General features: G+C 61.7%; 12 protein-coding genes. 8 read left to right on the top strand and 4 right to left on the bottom strand.

Annotation, left to right across the window (positions count from 1 at the left end; genetic code table 11):
* Positions 1-65 precede the first annotated feature (65 nt).
* A complete protein-coding gene (locus tag CAURIM_RS10970) occupies positions 66-1355 on the bottom strand; it encodes an MFS transporter (protein WP_201829121.1) in 1290 nt (429 codons plus the stop codon).
* An 80-nt stretch (positions 1356-1435) separates the two neighbouring features.
* Here CAURIM_RS10970 and CAURIM_RS10965 point away from each other — a divergent pair, with 80 nt between their 5' ends.
* The 3 genes from CAURIM_RS10965 (at position 1436) to CAURIM_RS10955 (ending at position 4502) form a co-directional block, all read left to right on the top strand.
* Positions 1436-2209 (top strand): MerR family transcriptional regulator, encoded by a 774-nt coding sequence (locus CAURIM_RS10965; RefSeq protein ID WP_201829123.1) that lies wholly within the window; start codon positions 1436-1438, stop codon positions 2207-2209.
* A 131-nt stretch (positions 2210-2340) separates the two neighbouring features.
* On the top strand, positions 2341-3045 hold the full coding sequence (locus tag CAURIM_RS10960; RefSeq protein ID WP_070446030.1) for a response regulator transcription factor: 705 nt from the start codon (positions 2341-2343) through the stop codon (positions 3043-3045).
* Between the two features lie 11 nt (positions 3046-3056).
* Positions 3057-4502 (top strand): sensor histidine kinase, encoded by a 1446-nt coding sequence (locus tag CAURIM_RS10955; RefSeq protein WP_201829125.1) that lies wholly within the window; start codon positions 3057-3059, stop codon positions 4500-4502.
* 3 nt (positions 4503-4505) lie between these two features.
* On the opposite strand, the gene CAURIM_RS10950 is transcribed toward CAURIM_RS10955, so the two are convergent.
* Positions 4506-4934: an HIT family protein gene (locus CAURIM_RS10950; RefSeq protein ID WP_201829127.1), complete on the bottom strand. Its 429-nt coding sequence runs from the start codon at positions 4932-4934 to the stop codon at positions 4506-4508.
* Positions 4935-4968: 34 nt separating this feature from the next.
* Between CAURIM_RS10950 and purD the strand changes: the two genes are divergently transcribed.
* On the top strand, positions 4969-6243 hold the full coding sequence (purD, locus tag CAURIM_RS10945; protein WP_201829129.1) for a phosphoribosylamine--glycine ligase: 1275 nt from the start codon (positions 4969-4971) through the stop codon (positions 6241-6243).
* Positions 6244-6282: 39 nt separating this feature from the next.
* Positions 6283-7722, top strand: coding sequence for an adenylosuccinate lyase (gene purB, locus CAURIM_RS10940; RefSeq protein ID WP_070446043.1), 1440 nt, complete (start codon positions 6283-6285; stop codon positions 7720-7722).
* A gap of 224 nt (positions 7723-7946) precedes the next feature.
* Here the strand turns inward: purB and CAURIM_RS10935 are convergent, their stop codons facing one another.
* A complete protein-coding gene (locus tag CAURIM_RS10935) occupies positions 7947-8753 on the bottom strand; it encodes a serine/threonine protein kinase (RefSeq protein ID WP_236659383.1) in 807 nt (268 codons plus the stop codon).
* Positions 8754-8817: 64 nt separating this feature from the next.
* Here CAURIM_RS10935 and CAURIM_RS10930 point away from each other — a divergent pair, with 64 nt between their 5' ends.
* From CAURIM_RS10930 to CAURIM_RS10920, 3 genes are all read left to right on the top strand, one after another.
* The gene (locus CAURIM_RS10930; protein ID WP_201829131.1) at positions 8818-9675 is read left to right on the top strand and encodes a phosphoribosylaminoimidazolesuccinocarboxamide synthase; all 858 of its coding nucleotides are present in this window, start codon (positions 8818-8820) and stop codon (positions 9673-9675) included.
* Between the two features lie 9 nt (positions 9676-9684).
* The gene (locus CAURIM_RS10925; RefSeq protein ID WP_201829133.1) at positions 9685-11793 is read left to right on the top strand and encodes a S9 family peptidase; all 2109 of its coding nucleotides are present in this window, start codon (positions 9685-9687) and stop codon (positions 11791-11793) included.
* Between the two features lie 117 nt (positions 11794-11910).
* The gene (locus tag CAURIM_RS10920; RefSeq protein ID WP_070446055.1) at positions 11911-12594 is read left to right on the top strand and encodes a DUF2334 domain-containing protein; all 684 of its coding nucleotides are present in this window, start codon (positions 11911-11913) and stop codon (positions 12592-12594) included.
* A gap of 418 nt (positions 12595-13012) precedes the next feature.
* Here CAURIM_RS10920 and CAURIM_RS10915 read toward each other — a convergent pair whose 3' ends face one another.
* A complete protein-coding gene (locus CAURIM_RS10915; RefSeq protein WP_201829135.1) occupies positions 13013-14110 on the bottom strand; it encodes an HNH endonuclease signature motif containing protein in 1098 nt (365 codons plus the stop codon).
* Between the last annotated feature and the right edge of the window lie 20 nt (positions 14111-14130).

Below are 14130 nucleotides of genomic sequence, written 5' to 3'. Positions count from 1 at the left end.
CACGCTAGAAGGGACCCACGCACCACAAGGAACCCACGCCCTGCGGCTCCACCCCCGCGACAGCGTTATGCTTTCGCGGGGTCTTTGACTGGGATGAGCACGAGCGCTCCGACGAGGAGGACTAGCCCTATGGCGAGCACGCCTCCCCGGTCTCCTTGGCCCATCAGGAAGACGAAGACGCCGAACAGGAAAGGCGTCAACCACGCTACGGCACGCCCGGTTGTGGCGTAGAGGCCAAACATCTCGCCTTCACGTCCTGGCGGGGCAACGCGCGCCAAGAAGCCGCGGGCGGAAGCCTGGGCTGGTCCCACGCACAGGCACAGGATGAGCCCGCAGATCCAGAAGGCCGTCGGGCCTTGCGCGAAGAACATGATGCCCGCCATCAACGTCAGAATTGTCAGGCAGGTGAGGATGATGGCTTTGGGGCCCACGTGGTCGTCGATCAGCCCGCCCGCAACCGCGCCCAGTGCGGCCGCAACGTTGGCGGCAACGCCGAAGATGAGGACGTCGCCAGGCGAAAGCCCATAGACGGATACGCCCAACACCGCCCCGAAGCTGAATACGGCCGAGAGCCCATCACGGAAGATGGCAGAAGCGAAAAGGAAGGCAAAGGCGTTGCGATCTTCCCGCCACAGCGTGTGCACCGTGCGCCACAGCTCGCGATAAGACGCCGCAACGCCGCCCGCTGCTTCACCCGACGGCGCAATCTCCGGCACGCGCAGCAGCACGGGAATGGCAGATAGCCCAAACCACGCTGCGGCGAGCAGCGCCACGAGCCGAATATTCCAGCCGCCCTCCGTGGATAGCCCAAGTCCGCCTCCCTCTCCGGAGACGAAGCCGAAGTAACAGATGAGCAGCAGCACGATGCCACCGAAATAACCCGCCGACCAGCCCAGGCCAGATACCCGGCCCACCTTGTCCTCGGTGGCCACCTGGTTGAGCTGGGCAAAGTAATTGACTTCGGCGAATTGGATGGTCACCGAACCTACCGCCAAGCCGACAAGCCCCAGCCAGAAATACACGGGCGCATCATTGCGGATGAAAAACAGGCTGGCCATGACCAGGAAGGTCAGCAGCGACCAGAAGCCCAGCGCGCGCCGCCGCGTGCCCAACCGGTCGGAACGCTGACCCATCACGGGGGTGACCGCAAAAATCACCAGACCCGCCACCGTCATGGACCACGACAACCACTGCGCCGGGGTGAACTGCGAGTCAATGTGTTGGCCCACCGAGTCGGTGAGATAGACCGAGAAAATAAACGTCACGAGAACCGCGTTGAAGGCAGCCGAACCCCAGTCCCACAGGGCCCAAGCAGCCACGGTGAGGCGGTCAGTGCGTTTCGAGGCTTGCGTCATGCTTCATTATCGTAGGCAAAAATATGTGCTGAGTGGCAGGAGTTGCACTTAACGCGACGTCAACTTTTAGGCTCAACGTCATGCGTAATGACTACAGCATCGGCGACGTTGCCGAAATCCTCAAAGTCACCACCCGCACGTTGCGGCACTGGGATGACATTGGGCTGCTCAGCCCACAGTGGCGCACTGGGGGTGATCACCGCCTGTACACCGAAGATGACGTGCAGCGCGGGATGGACATCCTGATATATCGCAGCGTGGGAATTGAGCTGAAGGACATCGCAGTGCTTCTCGATGCCCCTTCCTCCGCCACTCTGGCCCGCCTCCGAGGCCAACACGAGGCTTTACAGAAGCGGCGAGCCGACGTCGATGCGATGTTGTACGCAGTGGAAAGACTGATTGAGGAGACCGAAATGGATAAGAACCTAAGCCCCAGCCAAAAAGTGCGCAATCTGGGTGATGCATGGCCCCAACTGCAGGAAGAAGCCCGCGAGAAGTGGGGAGACAGCAAAGAATGGGCGGCGAGTGCGGCCGCTGCGGAATCGATGGGGAAGAAGGATTGGGAAGGATTCTCCGTGGATCATGAAAACTTTGCGGCCGAGCTAGAGGAGTCCGCGAACGCAGGGCTTGAACCGGGCAGCGAGGGGGCGAAGGAAATCGTCGACAAGCACCGCGACCTCATTGCTCAGTGGTACCCAGTGTCGAGGTCCAAGCAAGTGATCTTGGCTCGCATGTACTGCGAGGATCCGCGCTTCGATGAGACCTATCGCGGTAATGTCGGCTACTTGCGTCAGCTGATTGAAGCACAAGCCCAGGCAGAAGGGCTGGATCTGGGTAATCTCGTGTGGGACTGATTTGTTCACAGCGCACGTCCAGACTCCGCTCAGTACCCTGGGAAGGTGTAGTGCAATACTTCTCACTTTGAATGAGAAACCCCCACGCCACCTAGTCATAGGAACAGCGGAGAAAGGACCAGAGCGGGACCATGGATGATTCAAAGGACGTCAAGGTACTTGTCGTCGATGACGAGCCCAATATCGTTGAACTACTTACTGTTTCCCTGAAGTTTCAGGGCTTCGATGTACACAGCGCCAACTCCGGCAACGAAGCCCTGCGCATCGCGCGGGAGATCAACCCTGATGCCTACATCATGGACGTCATGATGCCGGGCATGGATGGTTTTGAGTTGCTGGGCAAGCTGCGCGCGGAAGGCCTCGACGGCCCCGTCCTCTACCTCACCGCCAAAGACAGCGTGGATCAGCGAATCCATGGCCTGACCATTGGGGCGGATGATTACGTCACCAAGCCCTTCAGCCTGGAAGAGGTCATCACCCGCCTGCGCGTGATCCTGCGCCGCGGCAGCACGGTGGATGACCAGAACGGTGACGCCACCATGACCTATGCCGACCTCACCCTCAACGATGACACCCACGAGGTCACCAAGGCAGGGGAGATCGTGGAGCTTTCGCCCACCGAGTTCAACCTGCTGCGCTACCTCATGCAGAACCGCGAGGTGGTGCTGTCCAAGTCCAAGATTCTGGATAACGTTTGGCACTACGACTTTGGCGGCGATGGCAACGTGGTTGAGTCCTACATTTCTTATCTGCGCCGCAAGATTGATACCGGCGATACTCCGCTCATCCACACCGTCCGTGGTGTCGGTTATGTGCTGCGCACACCGCGCTCGTAGGCTTTTTCACTATGAGCGAATCCACCGCGAACCCGGATTCCGGATCCACGCCGGTGCTCAATAGCGCCTTGCGCCGGCGCATGCAGCGACCTAAAGCGCTGCCCTTGCGCACGTGGCTGCTCGTCTTGATGGTGCTGGTTTCGGGCCTGGGCCTGGCTATGTCCTCCTTGGCGGTCTCGTCGATCATGCGCAACGTGCTCTACACCCGCGTGGACACCGAGCTGAATGATGCCCTGAGTTCTTGGGCCAGCAATCTCGACGCGACTTTCTACACGCCGCAGGACGGGAGCCGCCGACCCCCGACGGACTATGTAGCACTGGCGTATTATCCCGATGGCTCCGTGGTAACCACGCGGCCGACGGCGGCGTTGCCGGATGCTCGTTCGGTGGTCGTTGGTGGTGAACCTAGCACCGTTCGCTCAATTCAAGGCGAAACCGAATGGCGTGCCGTGGCGCAGCTCAAGACGGATGGCTCCGTGGTGGTCGTCGCTAAAGACATGACGACGGAAAACTCCATTCTGAAAGGCCTCGCTATAGTCCAGGTCATCATCGCGGCGCTGGTCATGCTCATTATCGCGCTCGTGGGTATGTGGCTGATCCACCGGGCGCTGCGGCCGCTGCGCGTGGTCGAGAAAACGGCCTCCCAAATCGCGGCCGGCAACCTGGACAAGCGCGTGCCAGAGTGGCCGCTACATACCGAGGTAGGCCAGCTCGCCGCGGCGCTTAACGTCATGCTGGGACAGTTGCAGAACTCCGTCGTCCATGCGCAGGAAAAGGAGCAGCAGATGCGCCGCTTCGTCGGCGATGCCTCCCACGAGCTGCGCACGCCGCTGACCAGCCTGCGCGGCTACACGGAGCTGTACCGTTCGGGGGCGACTAAAGATCCGGAATTTGTCTTCAGCAAGATCGATGCCGAGTCGCAGCGCATGTCGTTGCTGGTGGAGGACTTGCTAGCCCTGACGCGTGCGGAGGGATCGCGCCTCGATATGCGCGAGGTAGACATGCTGGAGCTCGTGCTTTCCGTGGGCTCTTCGGCACGCGCGGCCTTTTCTGGCCGCACGATCAACGTCAACAATGAAGCCTCCGAGATTCCGATAGTCAACGGTGACGCGGACCGCCTGCACCAAGTGTTGCTCAACTTGGTATCTAACGGTATCCGTCACGGTGGTGACGAGGCATCGGTGACGCTGACTTTGCGGGATGATGAGGAGAACGTGCTTATCGACGTCGCCGATGACGGCAAGGGCATCTCCCCCGAAGATGCAGCCCATATCTTTGAGCGCTTCTACCGTGCGGATAGTTCACGGACCCGCGATACGGGTGGCTCGGGCTTGGGCTTGGCCATCGTGAAATCACTCGTCGAGCAGCACGGCGGTTCAATCTCCGTGGACTCTGAGCTGGGCAGCGGATCGGTCTTTACCGTCCGCCTCCCCAAGGCGCCGACGAGCGGCAGTTAGCGCCTAGTTGCTGCGGCGGCCATCCTCATCCGTGCCGAGGTGCTGGCGGATGCGCGCGGCGGCCTCGTCCATGGCGGCGGGGTCGGTGGCGTCGGCAGCGAAGGCCTTGGCGAAGTCGTAGTCTTCCATCTTCTCGGTGGGGAAGAGGTGGATGTGGGTATGCGGCACGTCGAAGCCGGCGATGATGTAGCCGGTACGTGGGGTATCAAAGGCCGTCCTAATGGCGCCACCGATCTCTAGAGCAATCTCGTTGAGGTGGGCCCAAGTCTGAGAATCGAGGTCAGTCCACTTATCGACCTCCTCGATCGGCACCACCAAGGTGTGGCCATAACGCAGCGGCTCGATGGACAAAAATGCCACGCATTTCTCGTCGCGGTAGACAAAGCGAGCTGGCAGCTCGCCCTCGATGATCTTTGTAAATACGGAAGACATGGCCCCTAGGCTACCGCCAGTTAAGATAGACGGTATGCGCATTCTCGTTATTGGCTCGGGCGGCCGCGAACACGCCCTGCTCACTGGCCTTAAATCTGATCCCTCTGTTACCGATTTGCACATCGCACCGGGTTCCCCGGCACATGCCAAGCAAGCCACCATTCACCCGGAGTATTCCCAAGTGGACGATCCTGCGCGCATGACGGAGCTGGCGGTTGATATTGACGCGGATCTGGTCGTCATTGGGCCGGAGGTGCCGCTGGTGAAAGGCGTGGCGGATGCTCTGCGCGAGCGCGGCATTGCGGTCTTCGGGCCGTCGGCAAGCGCGGCACAGATCGAGGGTTCCAAGGCCTTTGCCAAGGATGTCATGGCGGCCGCCGGCGTGCGCACCGCCCGCGCGGAGCAGCTCGCCCCCGGCACCAGCGATGCGGACATCGAGGCCGCCCTCGATCGTTTCGGCCCGCACTTCGTGGTTAAGGACGACGGCTTGGCCGGCGGCAAGGGCGTCGTGGTGACCGAGTCCCGCGACGCGGCCCGCGCGCACGTTGATGCGGTTCACGCCGTGGGTAACCCAGTGCTGCTCGAGTCCTTCCTCGACGGCCCCGAAGTGTCCCTGTTCTGCCTCGTGGATGGCGAAACCGTCGTCCCGCTGCTCCCGGCACAGGACCATAAGCGCGCCTATGACAACGATGAAGGCCCCAACACCGGCGGCATGGGTGCCTACACCCCGCTGCCGTGGCTGCCTGCCGACGGCGTCCAGCGCATCGTCGACGAAGTCTGCGTTCCCGTGGCCAAGGAAATGGTCAAGCGTGGCACTCCCTACTCTGGCTTGCTCTACGCCGGCCTGGCATGGGGCAAGGAAGGCCCGGCCGTGGTGGAATTCAATGCCCGCTTCGGAGACCCGGAGACACAGGCGGTGCTTGCCTTGCTGAAGTCTCCGCTGGGTGAGGTTTTGAATGCCACCGCCACTGGACAGCTGGCGGAACTTGCGCCGCTGGAGTGGGAAGAGGGCTACGCCGTTACCGTGGTGCTGGCCGCAGAGGGCTACCCGGCCTCCCCGCGCAAGGGCGATCCGATTACCTCGCCGGACCTGGATGACCCCACCCGGATCCTCCATGCCGGCACCACTACGGGGGAGGGCGGCTACGTCTCCAACGGTGGGCGCGTCCTCAACGTCCTCGGTCGCGGCGCCACCCTCGCCGATGCCCGTGCTGCCGCCTACGAGATTCTCGGCGGCATCGAGCTGGAGGGCAGCTTCTTCCGCACAGACATCGCACTCCCAGCGGAGAAGGGCCAGATCAGCATCTAATCCGCTGATAATGCCTCCTTTGGGGCGAGGCGTGGAATAATGAGCGACGTGGCTGAAAAGAAGAACATTTCCAACGTCCTGTCCGCTCGATACGCCTCCCCCGAGATGGCTGAAATCTGGTCCCCAGAACACAAGATCATCCTGGAGCGCCAGCTGTGGATTGCGGTGATGAAGGCGCAGAAGGATCTCGGCGTCGACATCCCAGCTGCGGCTATCGCCGCTTACGAGGCGCAGGTTGAGAACGTCGACCTCGCCTCCATCGCGGAGCGTGAGCGCGTCACGCGCCACGACGTTAAAGCTCGCATCGAGGAGTTCAACGCCCTGGCCGGCTGCGAGCACATCCACAAGGGCATGACCTCGCGTGATCTGACGGAGAACGTGGAACAGCTGCAGATTCTGCGTTCTTTGGAGCTGACCCGCGATAAAGCCATCGCGGTGGTCTCCCGCATCGGTGAGCGCGCCGCGCAGTACCAGACGCTGGTGATGGCGGGCCGCTCCCACAACGTCGCTGCCCAGGCGACGACCCTGGGCAAGCGTTTCGCCTCGGCTGCCGACGAACTGCTGCTCGGCATCGAGCGCGTGGAGTCTCTGCTGAGCCGTTACCCGCTGCGCGGCATCAAGGGCCCGATGGGCACCTCGCAGGACATGCTTGACCTCATGGGCGGATCCGAGGACAAGCTCGCGGCGCTAGAAACGCGCATTGCGGATCACCTGGGCTTCTCTCGCGTATTCAACTCGGTGGGCCAGGTTTACCCGCGCTCCCTCGACTTCGATGCTGTTTCCGCGCTGGTGGAGCTTGGTGCTGCGCCCTCCTCACTGGCGACGACCATCCGCCTCATGGCCGGCAACGAAACCGTGACTGAAGGCTTCAAGGAGGGCCAGGTTGGGTCCTCTGCGATGCCGCACAAGATGAATGCCCGCTCCTGCGAGCGCGTCGGCGGTTTCCAGGTCATTCTGCGCGGCTACCTGACGATGGTGGCGGACCTGTCCGGCCAGCAGTGGAACGAGGGCGACGTCTTCTGCTCGGTGGTGCGCCGCGTTGCCTTGCCGGATGCTTTCTTTGCCATTGACGGCATGTTCGAAACCTTCCTCACCGTGCTGGCAGAATTCGGTGCTTTCCCGGCGATGATCGACCGTGAGCTAGAGCGCTACCTGCCCTTCCTCGCCACCACCCGCATCCTCATGGCGGCGGTGCGCGCGGGCGTGGGCCGTGAGACCGCGCACGAGGTCATCAAGGAAAACGCCGTCGCTGTAGCACTCAACATGCGCGAGAATGGCGGGGAGCAGGACCTGATTGAGCGCCTGGCTGCCGACGAGCGCCTGCCGCTCGATGCCGCCGCTCTCGAGGCCGCGCTGTCGGATAAGCACGCCTTCATCGGTGCTGCCGAGTCGCAGGTGAGCCAGATTCTGGGCCGCATCAAGGCGATTGCTGACCAGCACCCGCAGGCCGCGGCCTACACCCCGGGCGAAATCCTCTAGCTCACGCGGCCGGGGGATCCCCTGTGAAGGGACGACCCGGCGCGGTACGTTTTCGCAGACAAGCCCTCTCAAACGTGAGTTTTTGAGGCTCTATTTACGAAAACGTACCGCGCTGGCCCGGTCCAGGTACGTTTCGATCAATTAAGGTTGCCCGCCGGGGGTTTCTGCTCCTATTTGATCGAAACGACCTTCTATCGACGTCCCGGGCCACCCGTCACCAGCTCTTAGGCCATCCCGGGGATGCGGAGCACCGGCAACTCGAAGCCGCCGAGGGATTTCCCGTTGGAGGCGAGGTAGCCGCCGAGCATCAGCGCGGTGAGCACCGCCATGATGCCGAGAACCGCAGCACCCGTGGACGAGGTTTGCTGCTGCGTCGTCTTGCCCGGAATGGGCAGCTCCGGCACCGGCTGGATGCCTTCTTGCGCACCGCGGCTGCGCAGTTCCTCGACGCACTCAGCGAAAGACTGCACCTGCGCTGCGTTGAAGGCGTCAACGGCTTCTTTCTCCTGTGCCTGGTTTTCTGCCAGAGCGGCGCGCAGCTTGGGGCTGAAATCGCTACCCGTCGACAGTAGTGGCGCCGGTCCCTTCTTTGCGCGGGCGGCAGCAGCATTGATGGAGTACTCGGCGTCCTGCGGCAGCAGCACCGATTCATCCTCCACCACGTCCTCTGGGGCGGTTGCGCCGACCATGATGATGACCATATCCGCGCCCGTGTAGCCGGCCTTGGCCAGCGCGGCCACCGTCGCCGCATAGCCCGGAGCCTTGCTGATATCGCGCGAGGTATACGCGGAGAAATCCAGCTTCGGGAACTGCGCTTGAATCTGCTCGGAAGTCGCCTTAATCGTCGCGATATATCCAGCGCGGACGTCCCGGGCTAGCTCGCGATCCGTGGCCGAGGCCGACATCGTGCACAGCCATTGGCCGTGGTCAGATTCGCGCACGGAGATATCGGCAGCCTGCGCCGCCGGCACGCTCAGGGCACCGCCCACCAGTGCAGCGGAGGTCAAAAGGGAGATCATGCGAGAGTGCACAGGCTTAACTCCTCATGCTTGGGATGTATCTTGAAGCAGTCTAGACGGGTCTAGGATGTATGTCATGCGTCCAGAACTTTCTTCCTATGCCCACATCGCCTCCGGCAAGGTGCGCGATATCTACGAAATCGACGACAATACCCTGCTCATGGTCGTCTCCGACCGCATTTCCGCCTACGACCACGCCCTGGAGCCCGCCATTCCGGACAAGGGCCGTGTGCTTACGGCGACCTCGAAGTTCTTCTTCGACGTCATTGATTTCCCTAACCACCTCGCCGGCCCGCTCGATGATGAGCGCATCCCCGAAGAGGTACTCGGCCGCGCCATGGTGGTGCAGAAGCTCGACATGCTGCCCTTCGAGTGCGTCGCCCGCGGTTACCTCACCGGCTCCGGGCTGAAGGAATACAAGGCATCCGGCAGCGTGTGCGGCGTCGAGCTGCCGGAGGGGCTGACCGAGGCCTCCCGCCTGCCCGAGCCCATTTTCACCCCGGCCACCAAGGCGGAGCAGGGCGACCACGATGAGAACGTCTCCTTCGACGTCGTTGTGGAGAAGCTAGGCCGCGAGCGAGCTGAGCACCTGCGCGAAGCCACCCTGCGCATTTATGCCACGGCCGCCGCGCTGGCGGAGGAGAAGGGCATTATTTTGGCGGATACGAAGTTCGAGTTTGGCGTCGATAAGCACGGCACTTTGGTCTTAGCTGATGAGGTCCTCACCCCGGACTCCTCGCGCTACTGGCCGGCCGATACCTACGAGGAAGGCAAGGTCCAGCCTTCCTTTGATAAGCAGTACGTGCGCGATTGGCTCACCGACTCCGGCTGGGACAAGGAGTCCACGCCGCCGCGCCTGCCGGATGACGTTGTCCAGGCCACCCGCGCGCGTTATGTTGAGGCCTTTGAACGCCTGTCCGGGACCACTTTTTAAGGAGGCTGAATGAACGCACCACACGCAGCGAAACGCCCGGTCACCCGTGAGTTCCATGGCCGCAGCTTCATCGATAACTACGAGTGGCTGCGTGAGAAAGACTCCCCGGAGACCCGCGAATACTTGGAGGCCGAAAACGCCTACACCAAGGAGCGCACCGCACACCTGGACACCTTGACGGAGAACATCTTCACTGAGGTCAAGTCCCGCATTAAGCAGACGGACATGTCCGTGCCCCAGCGCCGCGGTAAGTACTGGTACTACGGGCGCACCGAGGAGGGGCAGGAGTACGGCTACAGCTGCCGCATCCCGGTGTCGGAAGGCTCTGATCCGTGGACTCCGCCGACCATCCCGGAGGAGGGGGCGCCGGAAGGGGAGCAGGTGCTTCTCGACGTCAACGCGCTCGCCGAAGACCACGACTTCTTCGCCCTGGGTGCTTCTTCGGTGAGCGATTCCGGTGACCTGCTGGCCTATTCCGTGGACGTGGCCGGCGACGAGCGCTTTGAGCTCTTCATCAAGGACCTGCGCACAGGAGAGCTGTTGGAGGACCGCCTAGAAGGCATCTTCTATGGCGCGACGTGGGTCGGGGAGGAGTTCATGTTCTACACCACCGTCGATGATGCCTGGCGGCCGGACACCGTGTGGCGCCACCGTGTGGGAACCCCGCAGTCAGAGGACGTCGTGGTCATGCGCGAGGAGGATTCGCGTTTCGGCATTGGCGTGGGGACGACCCGCAGCGAGAAGTACATCATGATTGTGTCCGGCTCGAAGACGACGAATGAGGCGTGGGTGCTCGAGCAGTCCAACCCCGAGGGGGAGTTCCGCTGCCTCTGGGAGCGGGAGACCGGCGTGGACTATGACGTCGACCATGCGGTGGTGGACGGCACCGACTACTGGGTTGTCACGCACAATGCCACCGGCCCCAACTTTGCCTTAGGCTACTGTCCTGTCTCCGATGACCTTCCAGCCTTGCGCGAACTCACCGTCCTCATGCCGCATGATGACACCGTGCGCATTGAAGGCGTGGATTGTTACCGCGACCAGATCGTCGTGGGCTACCGCCGCGGCGGCATTGGCCGTGCCGCGGTAATGGATGTGCGGGAGGGGTGGGCGCGTTTCGACGAGCTCAACTTCAACGAGGAGCTCTACACCGTTGGCGTGGCCGGCAACCCGGAGTGGGATGCGCCGGTGCTGCGCGTGAGCTATACCTCCTTCATCCAGCCAGCCCAGCTCTTTGATTACCGCGTGGCCACCGGCGAGTACACGCTGCTGAAGGAACAGGAAGTCCCTGGCGGCTATGACAAGGATGAGTACGTGGCTTACCGCGTCTGGTCTGAAGCGCCTGACGGGACGAAGGTGCCGGTGTCCATCGTGCACCGCGCGGACCTCGACCGCACGCAGCCGAACCCGACGCTGCTGTATGGCTACGGCTCCTATGAGGCGAACATGGACCCGTATTTCTCGGTCTTCCGTTTGTCTCTCATGGACCGCGGCATGATCTTTGCCATGGCGCACGTGCGCGGTGGTGGTGAGATGGGCCGCAACTGGTACGACGACGGCAAGATGCTGGCTAAGAAGAACACGTTTACGGACTTCATCGCGGTGGCCGATGACCTCATCGCGCGCCGGGTGACCACGCCGGACACCTTGGTGGCTGAGGGCGGCTCCGCCGGTGGTCTGCTCATGGGCGCGGTGGCGAACATGGCGCCAGATCGGTTTAAGGCCATCGAGGCCAACGTGCCCTTCGTGGATCCGCTGACCTCGATTCTCATGCCGGAGCTGCCGCTTACGGTGGTGGAGTGGGAAGAATGGGGCGACCCGTACCACGACCCGGAGGTCTATGACTACATGGCTTCTTACTCACCGTATGAGAACATTGCGCCGCAGAAGTATCCCAATATCCTGGCGCTGACCTCGCTTAACGACACCCGCGTGCTCTACGTGGAGCCGGCGAAGTGGGTGGCCAAGCTTCGTGACGTCGCCACCGGTGGCGAGTTCCTCCTCAAGACTGAGATGGCCGCCGGCCATGGTGGTGTGTCTGGCCGCTATGCCAAGTGGCGGCAGGCGGCATTCGAGTATGCGTGGTTGATTAACCAGGCCACGGGGGTTGAGTCTTAGGCTCCCCGCTTGAGCTGTGTGGCTAATGAGCCGCACAGCGTCCTAGGCCGCCCATGTGGGGGAGTGAGGCTTCCCCTCGGCGCGCGCCGGGACGGTGGCTGTGCGATAATTTTCCTTATGCATGGCCACCTTTTGGTTTCGATTTCCAGTATCTTCGACGACACCCGAAGGCAGGCCGCTGACCTGCTGGAGCAGTTCGATAAAGCGGATATCCCGGTGTCCTTGCTTGTAGCGCCACACATCGATGGCAATTGGCACCTGGCTAAGGATTCGGCGACACAGTCGTGGTTGCGTGAGCAGGCCGAATCGGGCCGAGTGCTCATTCTCAACGGCTTCGACCAAGCAGTTCAGGGCCGCCGTGCGGAATTCGCAAACCTGGATGCACACGAGGCGCGTCTGCGCCTCAAGGGGGCGACGCGGCAGATGGCCAGAATCGGCTTTGAGCCCACTATCTTTGCGCCGCCGCGCTGGCGTATGTCGGAGGGAACTCTAGAAGTTCTTCCTGAGTTTGATTTTGACTTTGCTGCATCCACCCGCGGCATCCATGACCTGCGCACCGGCGAGCTCCACCAAGCCCGCAACTTGTCCTTTGGTGAGGGTTTCGGTTCGGCCAAGTGGTGGCGCCGCAACATCATCCGCGCTGCCGAGCGCTCCGCGCAGCGCGGCAACACCGTGCGCCTATCGATTTCCGGCCGTAACCTCGATGACCGCAAGGTAGTGTCCGATTTCCTTAAGGCCGCCGAGCGCGCCGTTGGAGCAGGCGCCAGTCCCGCTGACTATACGGCCTTCGCACCGCGCTAGCCGTGCCCACTCGAATGCTCACGACACGTTAAACCATCCGCATATCCCGGTGTCCGTTGGCCTGTATAGAAAGGGAGACGCGTCTTCCAGGAACGACGGAGTGCCCGTAAACCTTCATCCGGTTGGCAGGTTTCGCTCTTTAAGGGCTTAAGGATCCCGTTGCTCTTGCTGCTTCCGGCAGCACGTGAAGCCGGACTTGGGGTCGCCGGATTGCCCGTCAGTCTGGCTTTGGATGATGGGTGGCGCTGGCATAAGGCTCGCAGGTTTTCCTGCGTGCCTTGTTGTGGTTTGTGGGTGGTGTTGTCTGAAGGATCGCCGGTGTGCCCGCGAACCTTCCCTCGGTTGGCGGGTAGCGGTGTTGGTGCTGGTGGTAAGCCGTTTCCTTTCAGTCGTTGTTGTGTGTGGTTGCTTGGGGGTGTTAGCTGCTGTCGGGTGGTTCCTCTGGTGGCTGTCCTGCTTTCTCGGTGTTGAGTCTGGCGAGTGCTTCTTGGTATTCCGGCATTGCGGTTATCGGTGCACCCCAGGGTGGGATGAAGGACACTCCGGTGTTGAGTCGGTACATGTAGCCGCGTCCGGTAGGCCTGTGTGGGTCATCGTCGTTAATGCCGTTGTGGTAGGCGCACAGGAAGGTCAGGTTTTTAATGTTGGTAAAGCCACCTGCTTGCCAGGGGATGAGGTGGTGGACTTGGCAGTAATCGGCTGGTTTGTTGCAGCCTGGTCTTGAGCAGGTGTGGAATTCCGCGTGCAGGCTAAGGCGTTGGTTGAGGTTTGCTCCACGTTCTAGGCGCCAGGTGTTGATGGGGCCGTCAAGAGGGTGGACGATGGTGGCGTAGCCTATTTCGGCAAACTTGTGGGTGAGAAACTCTGCGCCTGTCATGCGCGCGCCGTTAGTCAGGTTGAGCTGGATTTCATCACCCTCGCCGTTAATGATTTGGTCGAGCTCATTCAGGGTGATGATGACTTGGGTGCGCACCGCGGGTGTGGATCCAGTGCTTTCTTTGAAGAAGATGTCATTGGCGGCTTGAAGGAGGTCGGTGGTGTTGGTGGATTCTAAGACGGCGCGCATGTTGGCAATCGTGGTGGCATCGTCGGTAATGGAGAGTGTGTTGGGGCCTTGTTCCCGGTAGGTGATGCGTACGCCTGGTTTGGCGGTTCTTTTAGCACGGAGTTCTTTAAGCCGTGCGGCGGCAACATGTGGGATGCGGTGTGCGGGTGTGGCAGCGAGTTTGATTCTTAAGTTCCAGGCATCCAGGGTCTTTTTCACCTTGGAGGTGTAGGTTTCAATCAGTGTGAGGGTGCCAAGGCTGTGGCGTTGTTGAAGGGCTGCAGCACGGGCTTTCTTTTGTTTACCGGTAAAGCGGGTGGGACCGAAGTAAACCTGGTGCAGCTGTGAAAGCTCGGTGGCATCGGCGGCATCCGCGCCGAGCGCGCGGAGCTCTTCGGGTGTGCCAGGTGCATGCTCCACCAGTGCAATCCCCGAGTTGCGTAGGCGGAGGTAGGTTTCGATATCCCCCATGAGCACAGAGACTAAAACAG

This window comes from Corynebacterium aurimucosum, from assembly GCF_030408555.1.
In the GTDB taxonomy this organism is placed as follows: domain Bacteria; phylum Actinomycetota; class Actinomycetes; order Mycobacteriales; family Mycobacteriaceae; genus Corynebacterium; species Corynebacterium aurimucosum.
Note: the sequence above shows the minus strand (reverse complement) of the source record. Positions and strands in the feature narration are given on the sequence as shown.

Bases quoted from the DNA above. Each gene is read 5' to 3' on its own strand.
- CAURIM_RS10970 (WP_201829121.1), bottom strand. From the start codon at position 1,355: ATGACGCAAGCCTCGAAACGCACTGACCGCCTCACCGTGGCTGCTTGG.
- CAURIM_RS10965 (WP_201829123.1), top strand. From the start codon at position 1,436: ATGCGTAATGACTACAGCATCGGCGACGTTGCCGAAATCCTCAAAGTC.
- CAURIM_RS10960 (WP_070446030.1), top strand. From the start codon at position 2,341: ATGGATGATTCAAAGGACGTCAAGGTACTTGTCGTCGATGACGAGCCC.
- CAURIM_RS10955 (WP_201829125.1), top strand. From the start codon at position 3,057: ATGAGCGAATCCACCGCGAACCCGGATTCCGGATCCACGCCGGTGCTC.
- CAURIM_RS10950 (WP_201829127.1), bottom strand. From the start codon at position 4,934: ATGTCTTCCGTATTTACAAAGATCATCGAGGGCGAGCTGCCAGCTCGC.
- purD (WP_201829129.1), top strand. From the start codon at position 4,969: ATGCGCATTCTCGTTATTGGCTCGGGCGGCCGCGAACACGCCCTGCTC.
- purB (WP_070446043.1), top strand. From the start codon at position 6,283: ATGAGCGACGTGGCTGAAAAGAAGAACATTTCCAACGTCCTGTCCGCT.
- CAURIM_RS10930 (WP_201829131.1), top strand. From the start codon at position 8,818: ATGCGTCCAGAACTTTCTTCCTATGCCCACATCGCCTCCGGCAAGGTG.
- CAURIM_RS10925 (WP_201829133.1), top strand. From the start codon at position 9,685: ATGAACGCACCACACGCAGCGAAACGCCCGGTCACCCGTGAGTTCCAT.
- CAURIM_RS10920 (WP_070446055.1), top strand. From the start codon at position 11,911: ATGCATGGCCACCTTTTGGTTTCGATTTCCAGTATCTTCGACGACACC.
- CAURIM_RS10915 (WP_201829135.1), bottom strand. From the start codon at position 14,110: ATGGGGGATATCGAAACCTACCTCCGCCTACGCAACTCGGGGATTGCA.